A 16,688-nucleotide genomic window follows, 5' to 3' on the forward strand; every position below is an offset into this window, starting at 1 on the left:
CCGGCCGCCGCAGTCCTCGCGGGTCAGCGCCCCTGGTGGGGCACGTGGGCTTCGACCTCGCAGTCGCTGCCCGGGTAGACCAGGCTCTCGTGCCCGTCCGAGAAGCGCACGTAGTACGGCGGCGCCCCGTCCGGGCCGCGGACCTCCAGGATCTCGGCGACTCGGTCTGCTTCGTCGACGTGCCTGCTGTGCACGTGCAGTTGGTCACCCACAGCTGCCTTCATGCCCATCACCTCCGCAGCCCCAGGTTAGGTGACCCGCGCCACACCGCGCAGCGGAGCTCAGCTGCCGACCTTCGAACAGGTGGTGGCGACTTCCTGGTACTTCTCCAGCTGGGCGCTGGTCCACTCGGCGCTGGACTCCAGGTCGATCTGGCCCTCGGCCACCTGCTGCACCGACTGCTGCACGTCCAGCAGGTTCTGCCGCAGCGTGGTGTCGGCGGTCTTCTCGGCCAGCTGGCGGAGCTCGTCGACCTTGGCCTGCGCGTCGGCCTTGGCCTGCTCCGGGTCCGCGAAGTTGGGCATGAAGCTCGCGGCGTTGAGGGCCTGCAGGCAGCTGGACGCGAGGTCGAGACCCTCCTGCGCGTCCTGGAGCTGCTCGTTGGCGTTCTCCAAGCCTTCCTGGGCTTCCTGCACCTGGCTGCACGCCGCCAGTCCGCACAGCACCGGCAGTGCCAGCGCCACTGCCGCAACCTTCCTACGGGCTCGCATCTTCCCTCCGGGGCTCCTCGGGCACCGAGCGTGGTGCCGCTTCGCACCCTATCGACATTCCGTCACCCGATGGGCGAAATGTCGCACCAGTCCTGGCACGGAGTGCTGTCGGGGTCACTGCGGGTTGATCCAGGCCATGATTTCCGGGGGCAGGTCGAGCTCGGCGAGCCACGGCGCCGCGCCGACCCGGTAGAGCACGACGCAGCTCAGCACCACGGCGGCGATGGTCAGGCCGGGGCCGACCAGGGCCATCTCGACCTTGCCGCCGGTGCGCATCCGCATCTTCTTCGGCGGGGCCACCGGGTACCAGGTCTTGCCGCCCAGCGGCACCGGCCAGAGCATCGGGCAGCCCTGCTCGGTGATCGCGTCGCCGATGAAGTGCGCGACGCAGCCGATCATCACCGCCACCCCGAACGCCGCCGCGTTGGTCGGCTGGTCGCCCGCCCACGCCCAGCAGGCCGCGGTGAGCACCAGCGAGGTCACCGCGATGAGCAGCGCGTCGGACCGCGAGGACCAGGTGTGCATGATGCCGCGGACCGCGAGGCCGGCGAAGAAGAACATGAGCACGCCCAGCGCGGTGCCCTCGCTGCTCTGCACGATGGCGGTGGTGATCAGCCCGGCGAGCACGGCGAAGACCAGGGTGTGCGTGAACCCGCGGTGGGTGCCCTCGCGGTCGGAGTCGCGCTTGGTGCGGGTGAGCCGGTAGAGGAACCCGCTGAAGCCGCTGATCCCGGCGGAGACGCCGCGCGAGACGGAGCCGAACGTGCTGGCCACCGTCGACTTGGGGTGGTCGATGTCGGGCAGCAGCGCTGCCCCGGAGGCCAACGTCGCCCCCACCACCCAGGTCTTCGGGGACAATTGACCCAGCGCGTGCGTGTCGGCCAGGGCGGTCACGGCTGCCCACGCTGTCAAGCCGCTCATCGCGTGCGTCGGTCCGGTCGCCACGGGCCCCCTCCAAGATCGCCGATCAGCTGATCACCAGCACCGGTCCCGAGCCTAGAAGACGATCAGGGCGTGAGATCAGCTCTCCGGGAAGTGGCGCATCGCGCGCTGGTGCGGGTGGTGGTCGAACCAGGGTGGAGGGCACAATCGAATCCGATAGCAGTACGCTCGTACCGCTTGCATTCTCGCGAGAGGAGCACCCCGCCACATGAGCAAGATCAAGGTCCAGGGCACCGTAGCCGAGCTCGACGGCGACGAGATGACCCGGATCATCTGGTCCTTCATCAAGGACAAGCTGATCCACCCCTACCTGGACATCAACCTCGACTACTACGACCTGGGCATCGAGCACCGGGACGCCACGGACGACCAGGTGACGGTCGACGCGGCGAACGCCATCGCCAAGCACGGCGTCGGCGTCAAGTGCGCCACCATCACCCCGGACGAGGCGCGCGTGGAGGAGTTCGGTCTGAAGAAGATGTGGCGGAGCCCGAACGGGACCATCCGCAACATCCTCGGCGGCGTCATCTTCCGCGAGCCGATCGTCATCTCCAACATCCCGCGCTACGTCCCGACCTGGACCAAGCCGATCGTCATCGGCCGTCACGCGCACGGCGACCAGTACAAGGCCAGCGACTTCAAGGTCCCCGGCCCGGGCACCGTCACGCTGACCTACACGCCGGAGGACGGCAGCGAGCCGATCGAGTTCGAGGTCGCCAAGTTCGGTGAGGACGGCGGCGTCGCGATGGGCATGTACAACTACCGCAAGTCCATCGAGGAGTTCGCGCGCGCGTCCTTCCGCTACGGCCTGGAGCGCGGCTTCCCGGTCTACATGTCGACCAAGAACACGATCCTGAAGGCCTACGACGGCATGTTCAAGGACGTGTTCCAGGAGATCTACGACAACGAGTACAAGGCCGAGTTCGAGGCCAAGGGCCTGACCTACGAGCACCGGCTGATCGACGACATGGTCGCCAGCGCCCTGAAGTGGGAGGGCGGCTACGTCTGGGCCTGCAAGAACTACGACGGTGACGTCCAGTCCGACACCGTGGCGCAGGGCTTCGGCTCGCTGGGCCTGATGACCTCGGTGCTCATGACCGCGGACGGCAAGGTGGAGGCCGAGGCCGCGCACGGCACGGTCACCCGCCACTACCGCCAGCACCAGCAGGGCAAGCCCACCTCGACCAACCCGATCGCGTCGATCTTCGCCTGGACCCGCGGCCTGCAGCACCGGGGCAAGCTGGACTCCACCCCGGAGGTCATCGGCTTCGCGGAGACCCTGGAGAAGGTCGTCATCGAGACCGTCGAGAGCGGCAAGATGACCAAGGACCTGGCGCTGCTGGTCGGCAAGGACCAGGAGTGGCAGACCACCCAGGAGTTCCTCGCGACCCTGGACGAGAACCTGCAGAAGAAGATGGCCGACCGCTGATCTTCCTCCGCACCGCCGAACGCCGCTCCCAGCAGGGGGCGGCGTTCTCGCTTTCCAGACCGGGGGACACCCGGGGCGCTGAACCGGCTGCGCGGGCGGGTGCTTCGAGTTCCTCCGGCCCGGGGGTGGCGCTATAGCTGGGGTGTAGTGCCGACCAGGAGGTCCGCCGTGTTCTTCGTGCCCCGCTCGCTGCTGCTCGTCGGTGCCGGCGCGTTCGGCGCGTTCTGCGTGATGAACGCGCAGCAGACCGCCGGCGCCCCCGACGGTCCCGGCCCCTGCGCCTTCCACGTCGCAGCCGACGTCCTCAACGTCCGCTCCGGACCCAGCGAGCGGGAGCCCAAGGTCGGCGCGCTGCAGCACGGCGAGCAGGTGGAGGCGCTGCCCACCGTCGTGGACGGCTTCCGCGACCTCGGCGGCGGACGCTGGGCCGCGCAGGAGTTCCTGCTGCCCGCGCCGGGAAGCGCCTGCGCGCCCTGAGGACCCGGGGGGTGGTGCGGAGCCGTGATCAGGCCTCCGGTAAGATCTGGGGCACGCGGACGACACACCGCCCCGCGCGATTAGCTCAGTGGGAGAGCGCTACCTTGACACGGTAGAGGTCACTGGTTCAATCCCAGTATCGCGCACCAGGGAGCTTCGTCAGGGCGCCGCCAGGAGGCGGCGCCCTTCCGCGTTCCGCGGACCTCACCACGGCAGTGGGCCGTGGACGTCGTAGAAGCCGCCGGTGGGGCCGTCCGGGCCGACCTGGGCCATGCGGACGATGATCTCGGCACCTTCCGCCACGGTCTGCGTGCCGGTGCGCCCGTTGAGGTCGGTCGCGGTGTAGCCGGGTTCCACCGCGTTGATCCGCATGCCCGGGAACGCCTTCGCGTACTGCACCGTGATCATGTTGACGGCGGTCTTCGACGCCGGGTACGCCACGCCCGGGTAGGCGTGGGTCGGGGTGCCCGGGGTGGTGACCCGGGTCAGCGAGGCGAGGCCGCTGCTGACGTTGACCACGACCGGCGCGGGCGAGCGCTGCAGCAGCGGCAGGAACGCGTGGGTGACGCGCACCAGGCCGAGCACGTTCGTCTCGAACACCGTGCGCACCAGCTCGGCGGTGGTGCCCGCCGCGCCGACCACCGCGTTGTCGTCGGTGCGGCCCTCGATGCCGGCGTTGTTGACCAGCACGTCGAGCCCGCCGTCGGCGGCCACGGCCTCCGCCGCGGCGGCGACGGACGCGTCGTCGGTGACGTCGAGCGCGACGGTCCGCGCGCCGAGCTCGGCGGCGGCGCGACGGCCGCGCTCCGGGTCGCGGCTGCCGAGGTAGACGGTGTGGCCGGCGGCGACGAGCCTGCGGGCCGTCTCGTAGCCGAGTCCCTTGTTCGCTCCGGTGATCAGCGTCGTGGTCATGCCTCCACGGTCATCGTCCGCGGCGCGCCCGACCAGGCACCTCGTCGTCCTGGGACTGCCGGTACCAGCTGGACGGTCGCGGGCTCGGGCACACTGGCGGACGTGGCAGCAGGGGAGTTCGGGCGCGCGGTGCGCCGCTGGCGCGACCGGGTCTCGCCGGAGGCGGCCGGCCTGCCCGTCGGTGGGCGCCGGCGCGCTCCGGGGTTGCGTCGCGAGGAGCTGGCCGGGCTGGCCGGGATCTCGGTCGACTACGTCACCCGCCTGGAACAGGGCCGCGCGGCCCACCCCTCGGCGCAGGTCGTCGAGGCCCTGGCCAGGGCGCTGCGGCTGTCGTCCACGGAGCGGGCGCACCTGTTCCGGCTGGCCGGGCTGGCGCCCCCGGGCTCGGACACCGCTCCCGGTTTCCTCACGCCGAGCGTGCAGCGACTGCTGGACCGGCTGACCGGGACTCCGGTCGTGGTCCACGACGCGCTGTGGACGCTGCTCGTGGCCAACCCGCCGTACGCGGCGCTGATGGGCGATCCCTCCATGTGGCGCGGCAACGAGCGCAACGCCGTGTGGCGGACCTTCCTGGGACCGCCCAGCAGGGTCCGGCACACCCCGGAGTCCCGGCGTGCGCTCGAAGTCGCGCTGGTCGCCGACCTGCGCTCGGCCGCCGCCCGCTACCCGGCGGACCAGCGGCTCCAGCGCCTGGTCGCCGAGCTGCGCGCGCAGAGCGAGCGGTTCGCCGAGCTGTGGGACTCCGGCGCCGTCGGCCGCCACGAGGCCGCGCGCAAGACCGTCGACCACCCGCACGTCGGTCCGGTGACGCTGGACTGCGACGTGCTCACCGTGGCGGGCAGCGACCTGCGGATCATGGTCTACACGGCCGAGCCCGGCACCGAGGACGCCGAGCGCCTCGAACTGGCCACCGTGCTCGGCACCCAGACGCTGGTCGAGTAGCCGTCCCGGGTCCGCTGGAACGGGCGTCGGCGTGCCGGGTGCGGTCCACGGTGGACGAAATGGCCCATCGGTACGATCCGACTACGGGGATTCCCCGATCTCCTACGGACGCGGTGTCGATCGTGAACGGGAGTCGCATCTTCCTGGTGCCAGGAAGGAATGGCGCAGTCCAATTCGGACCGATTTCGACTCCGATCATGGCGCCGTTACTGAATCCGTCGGTCAACCACACGTTGTGGTGACTCGGTGCGAGATTGTGCGTCAGCGCTGGTAGAGATTTCCCTTGGACGACCGAGAAAGCCGTCCACTTCCGAAACCCCCTTGCATGGAGGAGTAGTTATGAAGCGCGCTCGCTGGATGCTGGGTGCTCTGGGTGCCATGGCTGCGCTCGCGATGGCTCCGGCTCTGCCCGCCTCGGCGCAGACCGATTGGGGTTACTCCACCGAAATCACGAACGTCGCCAACGGGGCGCACTGGACCGTCCAGCCCTCGAGCCAGGTCGTCTCGAGCTCCACCCTGCCGATGGAACTGCTGGGCCAGAACGCCCAGTGGAGGGTCCAGCGGCAGTTCGACGGCACGGTCACCATCCAGAACGAGGCGACGGGGAAGTGCGCGGAGACCACGCTCCAGGCCAACGAGCCGGTCTTCATCGCGCCCTGCCAGCCCTGGGACGAGAACCAGCGCTGGAACCTGAGCCCGCGCTGGGACGGTGTCGTGATCACGCCGGCGAAGGCCCCGCACCTGGCGGTCGTCAGCGGTGCTGACCAGTTCCGCGACACCACCCTGACGCTGGGGGCGCGGCCGTTCGACCAGAACGGCAACGTCTTCGACACCGCCAACGCGGTGTTCCGGCTGAACTACTGAGCCCAGCCGGAGTGCTCCTGTTCTCCGTCCCAACTCGGCTGTAGGAGCCCGCTGGTCCGTCACCGGACCAGCGGGCTCTGCCGTGTTCGCCGCGTCTCGGCTCTGCTCACCGCGAAGCGCGCGGCTGTCCTGGACGCCGCCCTGTCGGCGGTCGTGGGGCCGGCGTGCCCGCCAGGAGCACCGCAGGTCCCGGAGCGGGACGCACAGGACGAGGTGGTTCAGCACGACGCCAAGGTCGCACCGATCGAGCGGGGACGAGCAGAGCGGCTGCCGGCTGTCGTCCAGCGCGCGAAGAACTGCTCGGCCCGGTGATCGTCCACCGGGCCGAGCAGCCATGGCCACTGTGCTGACTCAGTGGCGGTCAGTGCGAGCTCGGTGCGCGCATGACAGGAGCCCCTCGTGGAACCGCGGAGGGCTGTGGAGACCGCAGGCCGGTGCGGGTGAGCACTGACCGTGCGGGTCCTGGTCGGGATGGGAAGGATCCCGCAACAACGGGACAGTTCAGAACAGTAGCGTGCGCAGAACCGCGCGCAACCGGAGAAAACGGGGGCTCACCTCTTCCAGCGATCAAGGAAGGTGCATATTCCCATCGTCATTTCGATCGTGGCGAAATGACAGAAAAACCAGAAGTCCACAGTGGATTTCCAAGGACTGTTGGCTGGTGGTGATCGGACGGGATCCGCGCCGAGTCGCCCTGCTGGTTGGTCGTGCGATCACGGCCCGCCGGTCGTCGTCGTGGCTGTGCGGCTGTTCGCCCCGCTCGCGCCCGATCTGTGAACCCGCGTCGGGTTCTGGTTGTCGTTGCCGCGAACGGGTTTTTCGTGATCACTGATCGTCAGGAGGTCGCCGGGAGATCCGGTGGATCGGGTCGGGAGCCGTTCTCCAGGGGGACGCGTGCGCGCGGCAGGACCGCGGCAGTCTGCGCACTGCGTCGCGGGTACCGGATCGGGCGCCCACGATCGGTGATCATTCCTTGCTCATCAGGAGAGATCGTCGGCGGTGCGGTAGAGAAGGGGAGGGTTCCTGTTCCGCTCGGACGGAGGATGACGCGAAGATGCCTGAGATTCGGTTGCTCGGTCGGGCCGCAGCGGGTGTGGCGTGCGCGGTGGCAGTGCTGGTCCCCGGAGCTGCCGCGGCTGCGGCTCACGACGACGCGCAGCAGAGCGAGGTGACGTTGTCGGTCACCGAGACCAACCGGGAGACCAGGACGGTGACGCTGAACTGCGATCCGGTAGGCGGTGACCACCCGCAGGCGGACCTCGCCTGCCACCAGCTCCAGCTCGTTGACGGCAACGTCCAACGCCTGGACGCGCGGACCGCGAGCACCTGCACGAAGGAGCTCCGCACCGTCAACGCAGAGGCGAAGGGGAGCTGGCGCGGCAACGCGGTCGACTTCCAGTTGTCGGAGGCCAACATGTGCTCCCTCAAGGCCCGCACCGGGGCGCTGTTCGACTTCTGACGGCGTCCCGGCGCGGCTCCAAGCTTGCCGAGAAGGCAAGGCGCGGCGTGAAAGTCGCCGTCTCGTGGGCCCCCTCGCGCACTCCACGGGTCGGAGCCAAGGCGAGTGCCAACGCTGGGCGTGACTCGGCCCAGTCAGCTGCCTGCGCCGCGTTGGGGTGGCTTCACCGGCGCCGGCCGGTGGAGCCACCACTCCTCGTCCGAGTCGTGCAGTGGGAACGGTGCGGACGAGCCGGTCACACCACGGATCGGGGAGCGGACCCGCGGGCCCGCTCCCCGATCTCCGTTCTGGCGGCCGGTCAGCAGCGACCGGGCAGCACGCGGTCCACGACCACGGCGTCCCCGCTGGTGACGACGAGTCGGGAGTCGACTCCCCTGTCCAGGCTGATCACGTTGATCGACGGCCCCTCACCGGTGACCGAGCCGGAAGCGCGCTGGGTGCCGTTGACGGTGACGGAGTAGCCGACCTCCTGGCCGTCCTTGGCCGTGCTGCTCATCGTCAGCTGCACGGTCGGCTGGGCGTGCTGCAGCACGGCGGGCTCGACCAGCTTCGAGATGAACGGCAAGTCGATGCGCAGGCACTGCACCTGGCCCACCTCGACCTGCAGCGGGGGTGCGGCCCACGCCGTTGCGGCGACCACCGAGCTGCCGGCGGCGAGCGCTCCCAGTGCGGCCAGCGAGACCGCTGTTCCACGACGGATTCCCATGGTCCTACCTCCTGCTCATTGGACTCCGGAGCCGGATCGACGACGAACACCGGGGCTGTCCGCACCGTGCGCATGGCGGGGCCCCGGGACCGCGGCGTCGCTCGACGCGCGCGAAAACCGTTGATGTGAACCGTTTTCTCGGTCCCAGGTCGGAGAACTTGATCGAGATCGATCCTAGTTCGTGATCTGTGGCCCGGCAGTCGGAGATCCGTCATCTGATCGGTTGGGTTGTCCGGCGCGTCCGCCGCTCCGCCTCGTCGGTGCCGCCGCACGCCCCGCGGCGCTGGTGCACCCACGGGAAGGCGGGGCGGCTCCCCCCTGTGTGGGGGCCGACCCGCCTCCGTGTCGGGACGCGGCCTGGGACCGCGGGCCGCTCACCCGCCGGCCACGGCACCGACGACCAGGTAGGGCTCCCGTCCTGCGGCCACCTCCGGCGGCAGCGGGGCGTCCGGCGACTCGTGCGAGAGGTCCTGCTCGCAGGCGAAGAAGCGGATGAAGGCGCGGCGCTGCTGGGTCTCGTGGTCGCGCACGGTCCCGCGCAGCACCGGGTACCGCGCCTCCAGCGCGTCGAGCACCGCGCGCTGGGTCGGTGGCCCGTCGACCTCGACCACGACCTCGCGGTCGGTGATCCCGGCCAGCGTGCGCAGGTGGTTGGGCAGTCTGATGCGGATCATGGCAACGTCTGCACCTCCACGGAGAGCACCGCGGGCAGGTCGCGGACGATCGGCTGCCAGCTGTCGCCGGCGTCGGCCGACACGTAGACCTGGCCGCCGGTGGTGCCGAAGTAGACGCCGCAGTCGTCGAGGGAGTCGACCGCCATCGCGTCGCGCAGCACGTTGACGTAGCAGTGCTCCTGCGGCAGCCCCTGGGTCAGCGGCTCCCACTCGCCGCCACCGGTCCGGCTGCGGTACACCCGCAGCTTCCCCTCCGGCGGGTAGTGCTGCTCGTCGCTCGTGATCGGCACGACGTAGACGGTGTCCGGTTCGTGCGCGTGCACCTCGATCGGGAAGCCGAAGTCCGAGGGCAGGTCGCCGCTGATCTCGTACCAGGACTCGCCCGCGTCGTCGCTGCGCATCACGTCCCAGTGCTTCTGCATGAACAGCACGTCCGGGCGCTCGGGGTGCACGGCCAGCCGGTGCACGCAGTGCCCGACCTCGGCCTCCGGTTCCGGGATGAACTCCGAGCGCAGGCCGCGGTTGATCGGTTTCCAGGTGGTGCCGCCGTCGTCGGTGCGGAAGGCGCCGGCCGCGGAGATCGCGGTGTAGAAGCGGTCGGCGTCGTGCGGCGCCTGGATGATCGTGTGCAGGCACATGCCGCCGGCCCCGGGCTGCCAGCCGGAGGCCGAGCCGTGCCGGCGCAGCCCGGGCAGCTCGTGCCAGCTCGCCCCGCCGTCGGTGGTGCGGAACAGCGCGGCGTCCTCGGCCCCGGCGTAGGCGGTGTCCGGGTCGGTGGGGGACGGTTCGAGGTGCCAGACGCGGGTGAACGTCCACGGCTGCTGGCTGCCGTCGTACCACTGGTGCGTGCCGGTCGCGCCCTCGTAGGCGAAGTGGTTGTCGACGGGCTGCCAGGTGCGGCCGCCGTCGTCGGAGCGCTGGACCTGCTGGCCGAACCATCCCAGCGACGGCGCGGCGTAGAGGCGGTCGGGGGCGGCGGGGGAGCCCGTGAGGTGGTAGACCTCCCACCCGCCGAAGTGCGGACCGCTGATGTCCCAGTCCTGCCGGGTGCCGTCGGCGGTCAGGACGAAGGCACCTTTGCGGGTGCCGACGAGTGCTCTGACGCGGCTCATCGCTCGCTCCCCGTGGTCGTCCGGTCGTCGGTCTCTGCCAGTGACGACTCGCGCCGGACCGAGAACTCATCGGTCCTCACCCGAACGGGTCAGCGGCCGGGCGGTGGGGAGGTGGCGAGGAATTGCCAGGATCCGGTGAGGTCCGACCGGGAACTGCTTAGCTGTGCGAAACTCCTGCGCGCTGAGTGTCCCTTCTCCCCCAGGAGGTTCCGCACGTGCGCACGAGGTCCTTCGTCGCCATCGCCCTGCTCGGTTCGCTCGTCTCCGGCTGCGCCACGGCGCAGGGCGCCGGTCCCGCCGAGCCGCTCCCGAACCTGTCCGACCTCAAGGAGTCCATCGTGGACTACCACGACTCCGGGCGCTGGGACGCCGACATCGCCCGCGCGACCGAGCGCGGTCGGCAGTACCTGGCCCACCGGTTGCGGCAGGGGGTGGACAAGCCCGCGATCGTGCTGGACATCGACGAGACCAGCCTCTCCACCTACGGCTACGAGGTGGACCGCGACTTCGGCTACGACAAGGCGTCGTTCGACGAGTACGTGCTGTCCCGGCAGCCCACCGCGATCGAGGCGACGCGGGACCTGGTGCGGTTCGCCGACTCCCACGGGGTCGCGGTCTTCTTCGTCACCGGTCGCCGCGAGGACCCCGCGATGCGCGCGGCCACCGAGCAGGACCTGCGCGAGGAGGGCTACCCGGAGCACGACGCCCTGTACCTGCGGCCGGCCGACGACGCGGACGAGTCGGTGGTCCCGTACAAGAGCGGCGCCCGGGCGGACATCGAGCGCCAGGGCTACCGGATCGTGCTGAACATCGGCGACCAGGACTCCGACCTCGACGGCGGTCACGCCGAGCGTGCCGTGAAGCTGCCGAACCCGATGTACGAAGTGGACTGAACCGGCGGGCCCCGGGCGGTCGCCGGAGACCGTCCGGGGCCGGAGCGCGCTGCGACGACGTCCAGCGTGCCGTCGCAGGGCCGCAGGGCCCTGACGCCGGGAGCTCGTCGGCCCGCGCGGTGCGCGGTGACCGGACGGCCGGCTGCTCACCGACCGGCGCCAGGGAGAACGGCGGGGGTCGGTCGCCTGCAGGGATGTCCGCCGTTCTGGCCGATGCGTGCCTCCCTGCGGTGTCCCGGTCGGCCTCGCCGGGACGGCTCGCGGTGGGGTCTTCCGCCCCGGATCGAGTTCCCGCGCCCAGCCGCAGAGCGCGGGAACTCGATCTCCTTCGGGGGCCCGGGCCGGGGGGGCGTGGTCCACGAGGGACTCCGGCGCCGGGGTCGGGGCGGGGGTCTGGGGGCTGCGCGGCGCGGGTCAGGCAGACGCCGCGAGCCAGGCCGTGCGGCCGGCGTGGGTGGGGACCCAGCAACCCGTCGGCGGCGTACCGATCTCCGGGGCCGGGTCGCTGAGCGCCAGCAGCTCGTTGATCACCTCGCGCGCCGATCCGGTGGTGCGCCAGAGCACCTTCTTCGGGAACAGCACGTCCGGCTCGTCACCGGGGACACGGGCCGCGTCGGCGTCGTGCTCCCCGAAGAGCTGCAGGATGTCGAAGACACCGCGGTGCACCCGGATGCCGACGACGGCGACGATCCCGCCGTCGGCATCACGCGGGTGCGCGAACTGGAAGTCGCGCGCGACCAGCGCTTGCAGGCCGTTCGTAATGTCGTACATGGCGCCACCGAAATCCGTCGTGCGGGCCCGGACCGCGCCGCCTGCGCGGTCGCGGTCCGTCAGGCGATCAGGTCGTCGAACTCGCCGTCCTTGGCTCCGTTCAAGAACGCGGCGATCTCGTCCCGGCTGTACACCAGTGCCGGTCCCTCGGGGTACCGCGAGTTCCTGACAGCCACCCCGCCATCGACCAGTGGCGCCAGTTCCACGCAGTTGCCCACCGCGCCGCTGTGGCGGCTCTTGCGCCACTTCGCGTTGGGGAGCTGCTTCGCTGGCATACCGTTCTGGATCTTCGGCATCGGAACCCTACTTTCCCCCGACTAACTCTGCACGATCATCTGCACGTGCAGTTGATCGTGCATCCACGGTAGCAGGTGCAGATGCACGATTGAATGCACGTGCACGCGGGTGAGATGTTGATCACGTGCGCGTCATCGGCGTCACTGCACCCGCCTTTCCTCGTTCGCGCTCGCACGAGGCGCGCTGACCTGCGGGTTCAGTGCGGACGCGACGGAGCGCAGAGCGCGACGGGGCTCCCGCGCGGGCGTGCGGCGCGGGTGGGCGTGACGTGAAATCGCCACCGCCCCGGCCCCGGAGGACCGCGGCGGTGGCGTGCGATCAGACCTGCTTGAGCGCGGCCTTGAGCGTCTTGCGGGTCTGCTCCGGGGTCTGGGCGTCGACCGCGAGCCGGTGGCTGACCTTGCTGTACACCTCGACCTCGTCGGGCTTGTCCAGGTACAGCGCGCCGCAGAGGTGTTCCAGGTAGACGATGTCCGGCAGTTCCGGCTCGGCGAAGCGCAGGATGGTGAACGCGCCCTCCGCGCCCGACCGGCCCAGCTCGAACGGCAGGATCTGCAGCGTGATGCCGGGCCGGCTGGTCACGTCGATCAGGTGCTCGATCTGCTCGCGCAGCACCTCGCGGCCGCCGATCGGTCGGTGCAGCACCGATTCGTCGATGACCGCCCAGACCCGTGGCGCCTTCGGCTGGTTGAACAGCTTCTGCCGCTGCATGCGCAGCCGGACCCGGCGGTCGAGCTCGTCCTCTGTGAACTCCGGGCGACCCTGTGTGGCCACCGCGCGGGCGTAGCGCTCGGTCTGCAGCAAGCCCGGTACGAACTGGATCTCGTAGGTCTGGATCCGGGAGGCCGACTCCTCGAGTCCGACGTAGTCCTGGAACCAGTTGGGCATCAGGTCGTTGTAGCGGTGCCACCAACCAGGTTCGTTGGAGCGGCGCACCAGTTCCAAGAAGGACTCCCGCTCGCTGTCGTCGGTGACGCCGTACAGGGTGAGCAGGTCCGCGACGTCGCGTTCCTTGAACCCGACCCGCCCGAGTTCCAGTCGGCTGATCTTCGACCCGGAACCGCGGATGGCGTCCCCGGCGTCCTCGCGCGAGATGCCGCTCGCCTCCCGCAGCCGGCGCAGCTGACTGCCGAGCACGATGCGACGGGCAGTGGGACCGCTGCTCGTGGCGCTGTCCGGGGCCACGCGAGACCTCCTGTGAGGGGAACACTACGACCGCTAGTCGTGATCGGGTCGTGGAACGTTACTCGGGGATAGTAGTGGAATCAGACCCCAGGTCGAGCGGGTTGCCCGGAATGGCGGCGTCTACCAGCCGGTAACCAGGAGGAACCGACCGGGCACGGTGTGTGTCGGAGGTCTCGCGCTGCGGGCGGGCCGCCGCGGGGCTGGTTCTCGTGGGTCTCGACCCTGGTCGGGCCGTCGTGCCAGGTGGCGATCAGCGTGGACGAGCGGTCGGCGGCAGTGGACTCCACCCGCAGCCAGCCGCCCGGGTGCTCCCAGGTCCGCGCCGCGTAGCCGGGGCGCGGGGTGGCCGAGATCAGCACCGCGCGGTCCGGGAGCGCGGAGAGGACGACGGTGCCGCCGCCGACCCCGTGGGTGCGCACGTTCTCGGCCGCGTCGGTCGACGGGTCCGGCTCCGGGGTCGGGCGGTCCACTGTGGTCGGTGTGGGCGCACTGGGCGGAGCGGTTGTCGAGGGCGGTGCCGGTGGCGGGGCCGCGTCCGGGCGGCTCACCGGGGGGGGGCGGGAGGGGCGGGTCGAACACCGCGCCGTGGATGACGTCCCGCACGCCGAGCCAGGTCACCGTGACGGCCGCGGCGGTCGCCGCCACCCACACGCCGACGTAGGTGAGGGCTCGCTGCACTCGCACGGGAGCGCGCTCTCCCACGCCCGCCCCGGTGCGGTGCGACCACCTGGGCCGACGCGCGGGACCCAGCGAACATGAACGATCTTCACCATCCCGTTGTGGTGCCCGCCATGGCTGTGGTGCTGGTTGTCGGGGACGACCCGGTGGTGCGCGCGGCGCTCATCCGCGACCTGACCGCGCGCGACTGGGTGGTCCGCAGCGTCGGGACCGCGCTCGACTCGCTGCGCGAGGTGTCCGAGCACCCGCCCGACGTCATCATCCTCGGCCTCGGGCTGCCCGACCTCGACGGCGGCGAGACGCTCACGATGATCCGCGGCGTCTCCGACGTGCCCACCATCGTCGCGACCGCCCGCGACGACGAGACCGAGATCGTCCGCCTGCTGCGCGCCGACGACGACCTGGTCAAGCCGTTCTCCAGCGAGCACCTCAACGCCCGCGTCGAAGCCGTCCTCCGCCGCGCCCGGGGCGCGCAGCGGACCCCGGTGATCACCGTCGGCGGGCTGCGCGTCGACGTGGAGAGCCGGGAGGCCACCCTCGACGGCACCGAGCTGGAGCTCGCCCGCCGCGAGTTCGACCTGCTCGCCTACCTCGCCTCGCGGCCGGGCCGGGTGGTGCCGCGCCGCGAACTGCTCTCCCAGGTGTGGCGGCAGGCCTTCGGCGACGACCAGACCATCGACGTCCACCTCTCCTGGCTCCGGCGCAAGCTCGGGGAGAGCGCGGCGGAACCGCGCTACCTGCACACCGTGCGCGGGGTCGCCGGTCAAGCTCGTGGAACCGGGATGAGGCGCACCGTCGTGCTCGTCGCGCTGGCGGTGACCTCGATGGTCGCGCTGGCGTTCCTCGTCCCGCTCGGCCTGGTGGTCCGGGAGATGGCCCGGGACCAGGCGATGTCCGACGCCGAGCGGCAGGCCGTCGCCCTCGCCCCGGTGCTGGCCACCACCGAGGACGAGGGGCTGGTCGGCGAGGCCGTGGCCAGCACCCGGGCCGGGCAGCTGGGCCAGGTCGCCGTGCACCTGCCGGACGGTGCCGCGGGCGGCACCAGCCGGGCGGGCACCGGTGAGGTGCGATGACCGACCGGGTGCGCCAGCTGCTCGTCGCGGAACGGGAGATGGCCGCGGACCTGTCGCACCGGCTGCGCACCCGCTGACCGCGTCGCGGCTCAACGCCGAAGCGCTCGGGGACGACCAGGTCGCCGAGCAGACCCGGCAGGCCATCGACCGGCTGGAGCGCGAGGTGGACCTGGTGATCACCAGCGTCCGCCGGGCCGGACCGGGGGAGGACGCCGACTGCGACGCGGCGGCGCTGCTGCGCGAACGGCTCGAGTTCTGGTCGGCGCTGGCCGAGCACCAGCAGCGGCCGTGGAGCCTGCGCGGCGCGGACGGGTCCGTGCACGTCCCGGTCCCGGCCGCGGAGCTCGCGGCGGCGGTGGACGCGGTGGTGGGCACCGTCTTCCGGCACACCCCGGAGCGGACCGAGTTCGTGGTGTCGTTGCAGTGCGACGACGGCGTGGTCGGCGTGGTCGTGGAGGACGCGGGCCCGGGCGTGGCGGAGTCCGCCGAGGCGGTGCAGCGCGACCGGAGCAGCGCCGGGTCGACCGGGCTGGGGTCGGACATCGCCCGCCGCGTCGCGGAGTCGACCGGGGGCCGCCTCGCACGCTCCAGCCTCGGCGGCGCCCGGGTGTGCACGTGGCTCTGGCAGCGCCCGGCGGCGCCGCGGCCCACCCGCCGCCGGGCCGCCGCTCCCGTGCGCGGTGACACCGGCACGCACCGTGTCTGACCAGCCGGAACGCGCGGCGACCGGGGGGTCCGGTGGTCGGGGGCGGTGGTTAGGCTCGCGGGCGTGCTGACTGTGTCGAGCGTGAACGTCAACGGCCTGCGCGCCGCTGCCAAGAAGGGCTTCGTGGAGTGGCTGGCCGCCACCGGGGCGGACGTCGTCTGCATGCAGGAGACGCGTGCGGAACCCGACCAGCTCACCGCCGCCGTCCGCGAACCCGAGGGCTGGCACACGGTGCTCGCGCCCAGCTCCGTGAAGGGCCGCGCCGGAGTGGCGATCTACAGCCGCACCGAACCCGAGGCGGTGCGCATCGGTTTCGGCTCGGCGGAGTTCGACGAGAGCGGGCGGTACGCGGAGATCGACCTGCCGGGCCTGGTGCTCGGCAGCCTCTACCTGCCCAGCGGTGAGGTGGGCACCCCGCGCCAGGACGAGAAGGAACGCTTCATGAAGGAGTTCCGCGAGTACCTGGACGGGCTCCGCGAGCGGGCCGCGGCGGAGGGGCGCGAGGTCCTGGTGTGCGGTGACTGGAACATCGCCCACCAGGAGATCGACCTGAAGAACTGGAAGGCCAACCGGAAGGAAGCCGGGTTCCTCCCGGAGGAGCGGGCCTGGCTGACCGGCCTGTACGAGAGCGGCTACACCGACGTGGTCCGCCACCTGCGCCCGGAGGGGCCGGGTCCGTACAGCTGGTGGTCCTACCGGGGCAAGGCCTTCGACAACGACTCCGGTTGGCGCATCGACCTGCACGTGGCCACCGCCGGCCTGGTGGAGCGCGCGGTGTCCGCGGTGGTGGAGAAGGCCGAGAGCTACGACCAGCGCTGGTCCGACCACGCCCCGGTGACCGTGACCTACGACGTGTGA

The 16,688-nt window shown here is 71.1% G+C and carries 20 protein-coding genes and 1 tRNA gene; 10 read left to right on the forward strand and 11 right to left on the reverse strand.

The window, feature by feature from the left end:
* Positions 1-23: 23 nt before the first annotated feature.
* The 3 genes from HNR68_RS06550 to HNR68_RS06560 all read right to left on the reverse strand — a co-directional run bounded on the left by HNR68_RS06550 (position 24) and on the right by HNR68_RS06560 (position 1,655).
* Entirely contained in the window at positions 24-224 is a 201-nt protein-coding gene (locus tag HNR68_RS06550) for a DUF1918 domain-containing protein (RefSeq protein ID WP_179718631.1), read from the reverse strand.
* Between the two features lie 57 nt (positions 225-281).
* Entirely contained in the window at positions 282-683 is a 402-nt protein-coding gene (locus HNR68_RS06555) for a hypothetical protein (RefSeq protein ID WP_343049974.1), read from the reverse strand.
* A 141-nt stretch (positions 684-824) separates the two neighbouring features.
* Positions 825-1,655, reverse strand: coding sequence for a metal-dependent hydrolase (locus HNR68_RS06560; protein ID WP_179718633.1), 831 nt, complete (start codon positions 1,653-1,655; stop codon positions 825-827).
* A gap of 205 nt (positions 1,656-1,860) precedes the next feature.
* On the opposite strand from HNR68_RS06560, the gene HNR68_RS06565 reads away from it, so the two are divergent.
* From HNR68_RS06565 to HNR68_RS06575, 3 genes are all read left to right on the forward strand, one after another.
* Positions 1,861-3,081 (forward strand): NADP-dependent isocitrate dehydrogenase, encoded by a 1,221-nt coding sequence (locus tag HNR68_RS06565; protein WP_179718634.1) that lies wholly within the window; start codon positions 1,861-1,863, stop codon positions 3,079-3,081.
* A gap of 168 nt (positions 3,082-3,249) precedes the next feature.
* Positions 3,250-3,558, forward strand: coding sequence for an SH3 domain-containing protein (locus tag HNR68_RS06570; RefSeq protein ID WP_179718635.1), 309 nt, complete (start codon positions 3,250-3,252; stop codon positions 3,556-3,558).
* 74 nt (positions 3,559-3,632) lie between these two features.
* A tRNA-Val gene (locus tag HNR68_RS06575) sits at positions 3,633-3,707 on the forward strand.
* A gap of 55 nt (positions 3,708-3,762) precedes the next feature.
* Here the strand turns inward: HNR68_RS06575 and HNR68_RS06580 are convergent.
* Positions 3,763-4,470 carry an SDR family NAD(P)-dependent oxidoreductase gene (locus HNR68_RS06580; RefSeq protein WP_179718636.1) on the reverse strand — a complete coding sequence of 236 codons (708 nt, stop codon included), beginning with the start codon at positions 4,468-4,470 and terminating at the stop codon, positions 3,763-3,765.
* A gap of 102 nt (positions 4,471-4,572) precedes the next feature.
* Between HNR68_RS06580 and HNR68_RS06585 the strand changes: the two genes are divergently transcribed.
* The 3 genes from HNR68_RS06585 to HNR68_RS06595 all read left to right on the forward strand — a co-directional run bounded on the left by HNR68_RS06585 (position 4,573) and on the right by HNR68_RS06595 (position 7,735).
* Positions 4,573-5,412: an MmyB family transcriptional regulator gene (locus HNR68_RS06585; RefSeq protein ID WP_179718638.1), complete on the forward strand. Its 840-nt coding sequence runs from the start codon at positions 4,573-4,575 to the stop codon at positions 5,410-5,412.
* 378 nt (positions 5,413-5,790) lie between these two features.
* Entirely contained in the window at positions 5,791-6,276 is a 486-nt protein-coding gene (locus HNR68_RS06590) for an RICIN domain-containing protein (protein WP_218888213.1), read from the forward strand.
* A 1,054-nt stretch (positions 6,277-7,330) separates the two neighbouring features.
* Positions 7,331-7,735, forward strand: coding sequence for an SSI family serine proteinase inhibitor (locus tag HNR68_RS06595; RefSeq protein WP_179718642.1), 405 nt, complete (start codon positions 7,331-7,333; stop codon positions 7,733-7,735).
* Between the two features lie 298 nt (positions 7,736-8,033).
* Here HNR68_RS06595 and HNR68_RS06600 read toward each other — a convergent pair whose 3' ends face one another.
* The 3 genes from HNR68_RS06600 to HNR68_RS06610 all read right to left on the reverse strand — a co-directional run bounded on the left by HNR68_RS06600 (position 8,034) and on the right by HNR68_RS06610 (position 10,227).
* Positions 8,034-8,441 (reverse strand): hypothetical protein, encoded by a 408-nt coding sequence (locus HNR68_RS06600; protein ID WP_179718644.1) that lies wholly within the window; start codon positions 8,439-8,441, stop codon positions 8,034-8,036.
* A 374-nt stretch (positions 8,442-8,815) separates the two neighbouring features.
* The gene (locus HNR68_RS06605) at positions 8,816-9,115 is read right to left on the reverse strand and encodes a MoaD/ThiS family protein (RefSeq protein WP_179718646.1); all 300 of its coding nucleotides are present in this window, start codon (positions 9,113-9,115) and stop codon (positions 8,816-8,818) included.
* A complete protein-coding gene (locus HNR68_RS06610; RefSeq protein ID WP_179718648.1) occupies positions 9,112-10,227 on the reverse strand; it encodes a WD40/YVTN/BNR-like repeat-containing protein in 1,116 nt (371 codons plus the stop codon). Before HNR68_RS06610 ends, HNR68_RS06605 begins: the two co-directional genes overlap by 4 nt.
* A 215-nt stretch (positions 10,228-10,442) precedes the next feature.
* Between HNR68_RS06610 and HNR68_RS06615 the strand changes: the two genes are divergently transcribed.
* A complete protein-coding gene (locus HNR68_RS06615) occupies positions 10,443-11,120 on the forward strand; it encodes an HAD family acid phosphatase (RefSeq protein ID WP_179718650.1) in 678 nt (225 codons plus the stop codon).
* A gap of 414 nt (positions 11,121-11,534) precedes the next feature.
* Here HNR68_RS06615 and HNR68_RS06620 read toward each other — a convergent pair whose 3' ends face one another.
* The 4 genes from HNR68_RS06620 to HNR68_RS06635 form a co-directional block, all read right to left on the reverse strand.
* Positions 11,535-11,891, reverse strand: a complete 357-nt coding sequence (locus tag HNR68_RS06620; protein ID WP_179718652.1) for a hypothetical protein — start codon at positions 11,889-11,891, stop codon at positions 11,535-11,537.
* A gap of 59 nt (positions 11,892-11,950) precedes the next feature.
* The gene (locus tag HNR68_RS06625) at positions 11,951-12,187 is read right to left on the reverse strand and encodes a DUF397 domain-containing protein (protein WP_179718654.1); all 237 of its coding nucleotides are present in this window, start codon (positions 12,185-12,187) and stop codon (positions 11,951-11,953) included.
* A 319-nt stretch (positions 12,188-12,506) separates the two neighbouring features.
* Positions 12,507-13,373 (reverse strand): Scr1 family TA system antitoxin-like transcriptional regulator, encoded by an 867-nt coding sequence (locus tag HNR68_RS06630; protein ID WP_179718655.1) that lies wholly within the window; start codon positions 13,371-13,373, stop codon positions 12,507-12,509.
* 80 nt (positions 13,374-13,453) lie between these two features.
* On the reverse strand, positions 13,454-13,843 hold the full coding sequence (locus HNR68_RS06635; RefSeq protein WP_179718657.1) for a hypothetical protein: 390 nt from the start codon (positions 13,841-13,843) through the stop codon (positions 13,454-13,456).
* Between the two features lie 321 nt (positions 13,844-14,164).
* On the opposite strand from HNR68_RS06635, the gene HNR68_RS06640 reads away from it, so the two are divergent.
* The 3 genes from HNR68_RS06640 (at position 14,165) to HNR68_RS06650 (ending at position 16,688) form a co-directional block, all read left to right on the forward strand.
* Positions 14,165-15,124: a response regulator transcription factor gene (locus tag HNR68_RS06640; protein ID WP_343049975.1), complete on the forward strand. Its 960-nt coding sequence runs from the start codon at positions 14,165-14,167 to the stop codon at positions 15,122-15,124.
* On the forward strand, positions 15,111-15,830 hold the full coding sequence (locus HNR68_RS06645) for an ATP-binding protein (RefSeq protein WP_246330403.1): 720 nt from the start codon (positions 15,111-15,113) through the stop codon (positions 15,828-15,830). The genes HNR68_RS06640 and HNR68_RS06645 overlap by 14 nt, the downstream gene beginning before the upstream one ends.
* Before the next feature lie 63 nt (positions 15,831-15,893).
* Positions 15,894-16,688 carry an exodeoxyribonuclease III gene (locus HNR68_RS06650; RefSeq protein WP_179718659.1) on the forward strand — a complete coding sequence of 265 codons (795 nt, stop codon included), beginning with the start codon at positions 15,894-15,896 and terminating at the stop codon, positions 16,686-16,688.

It is taken from the genome of Saccharopolyspora hordei (assembly GCF_013410345.1).
Taxonomy (GTDB): Bacteria; Actinomycetota; Actinomycetes; order Mycobacteriales; family Pseudonocardiaceae; genus Saccharopolyspora; species Saccharopolyspora hordei.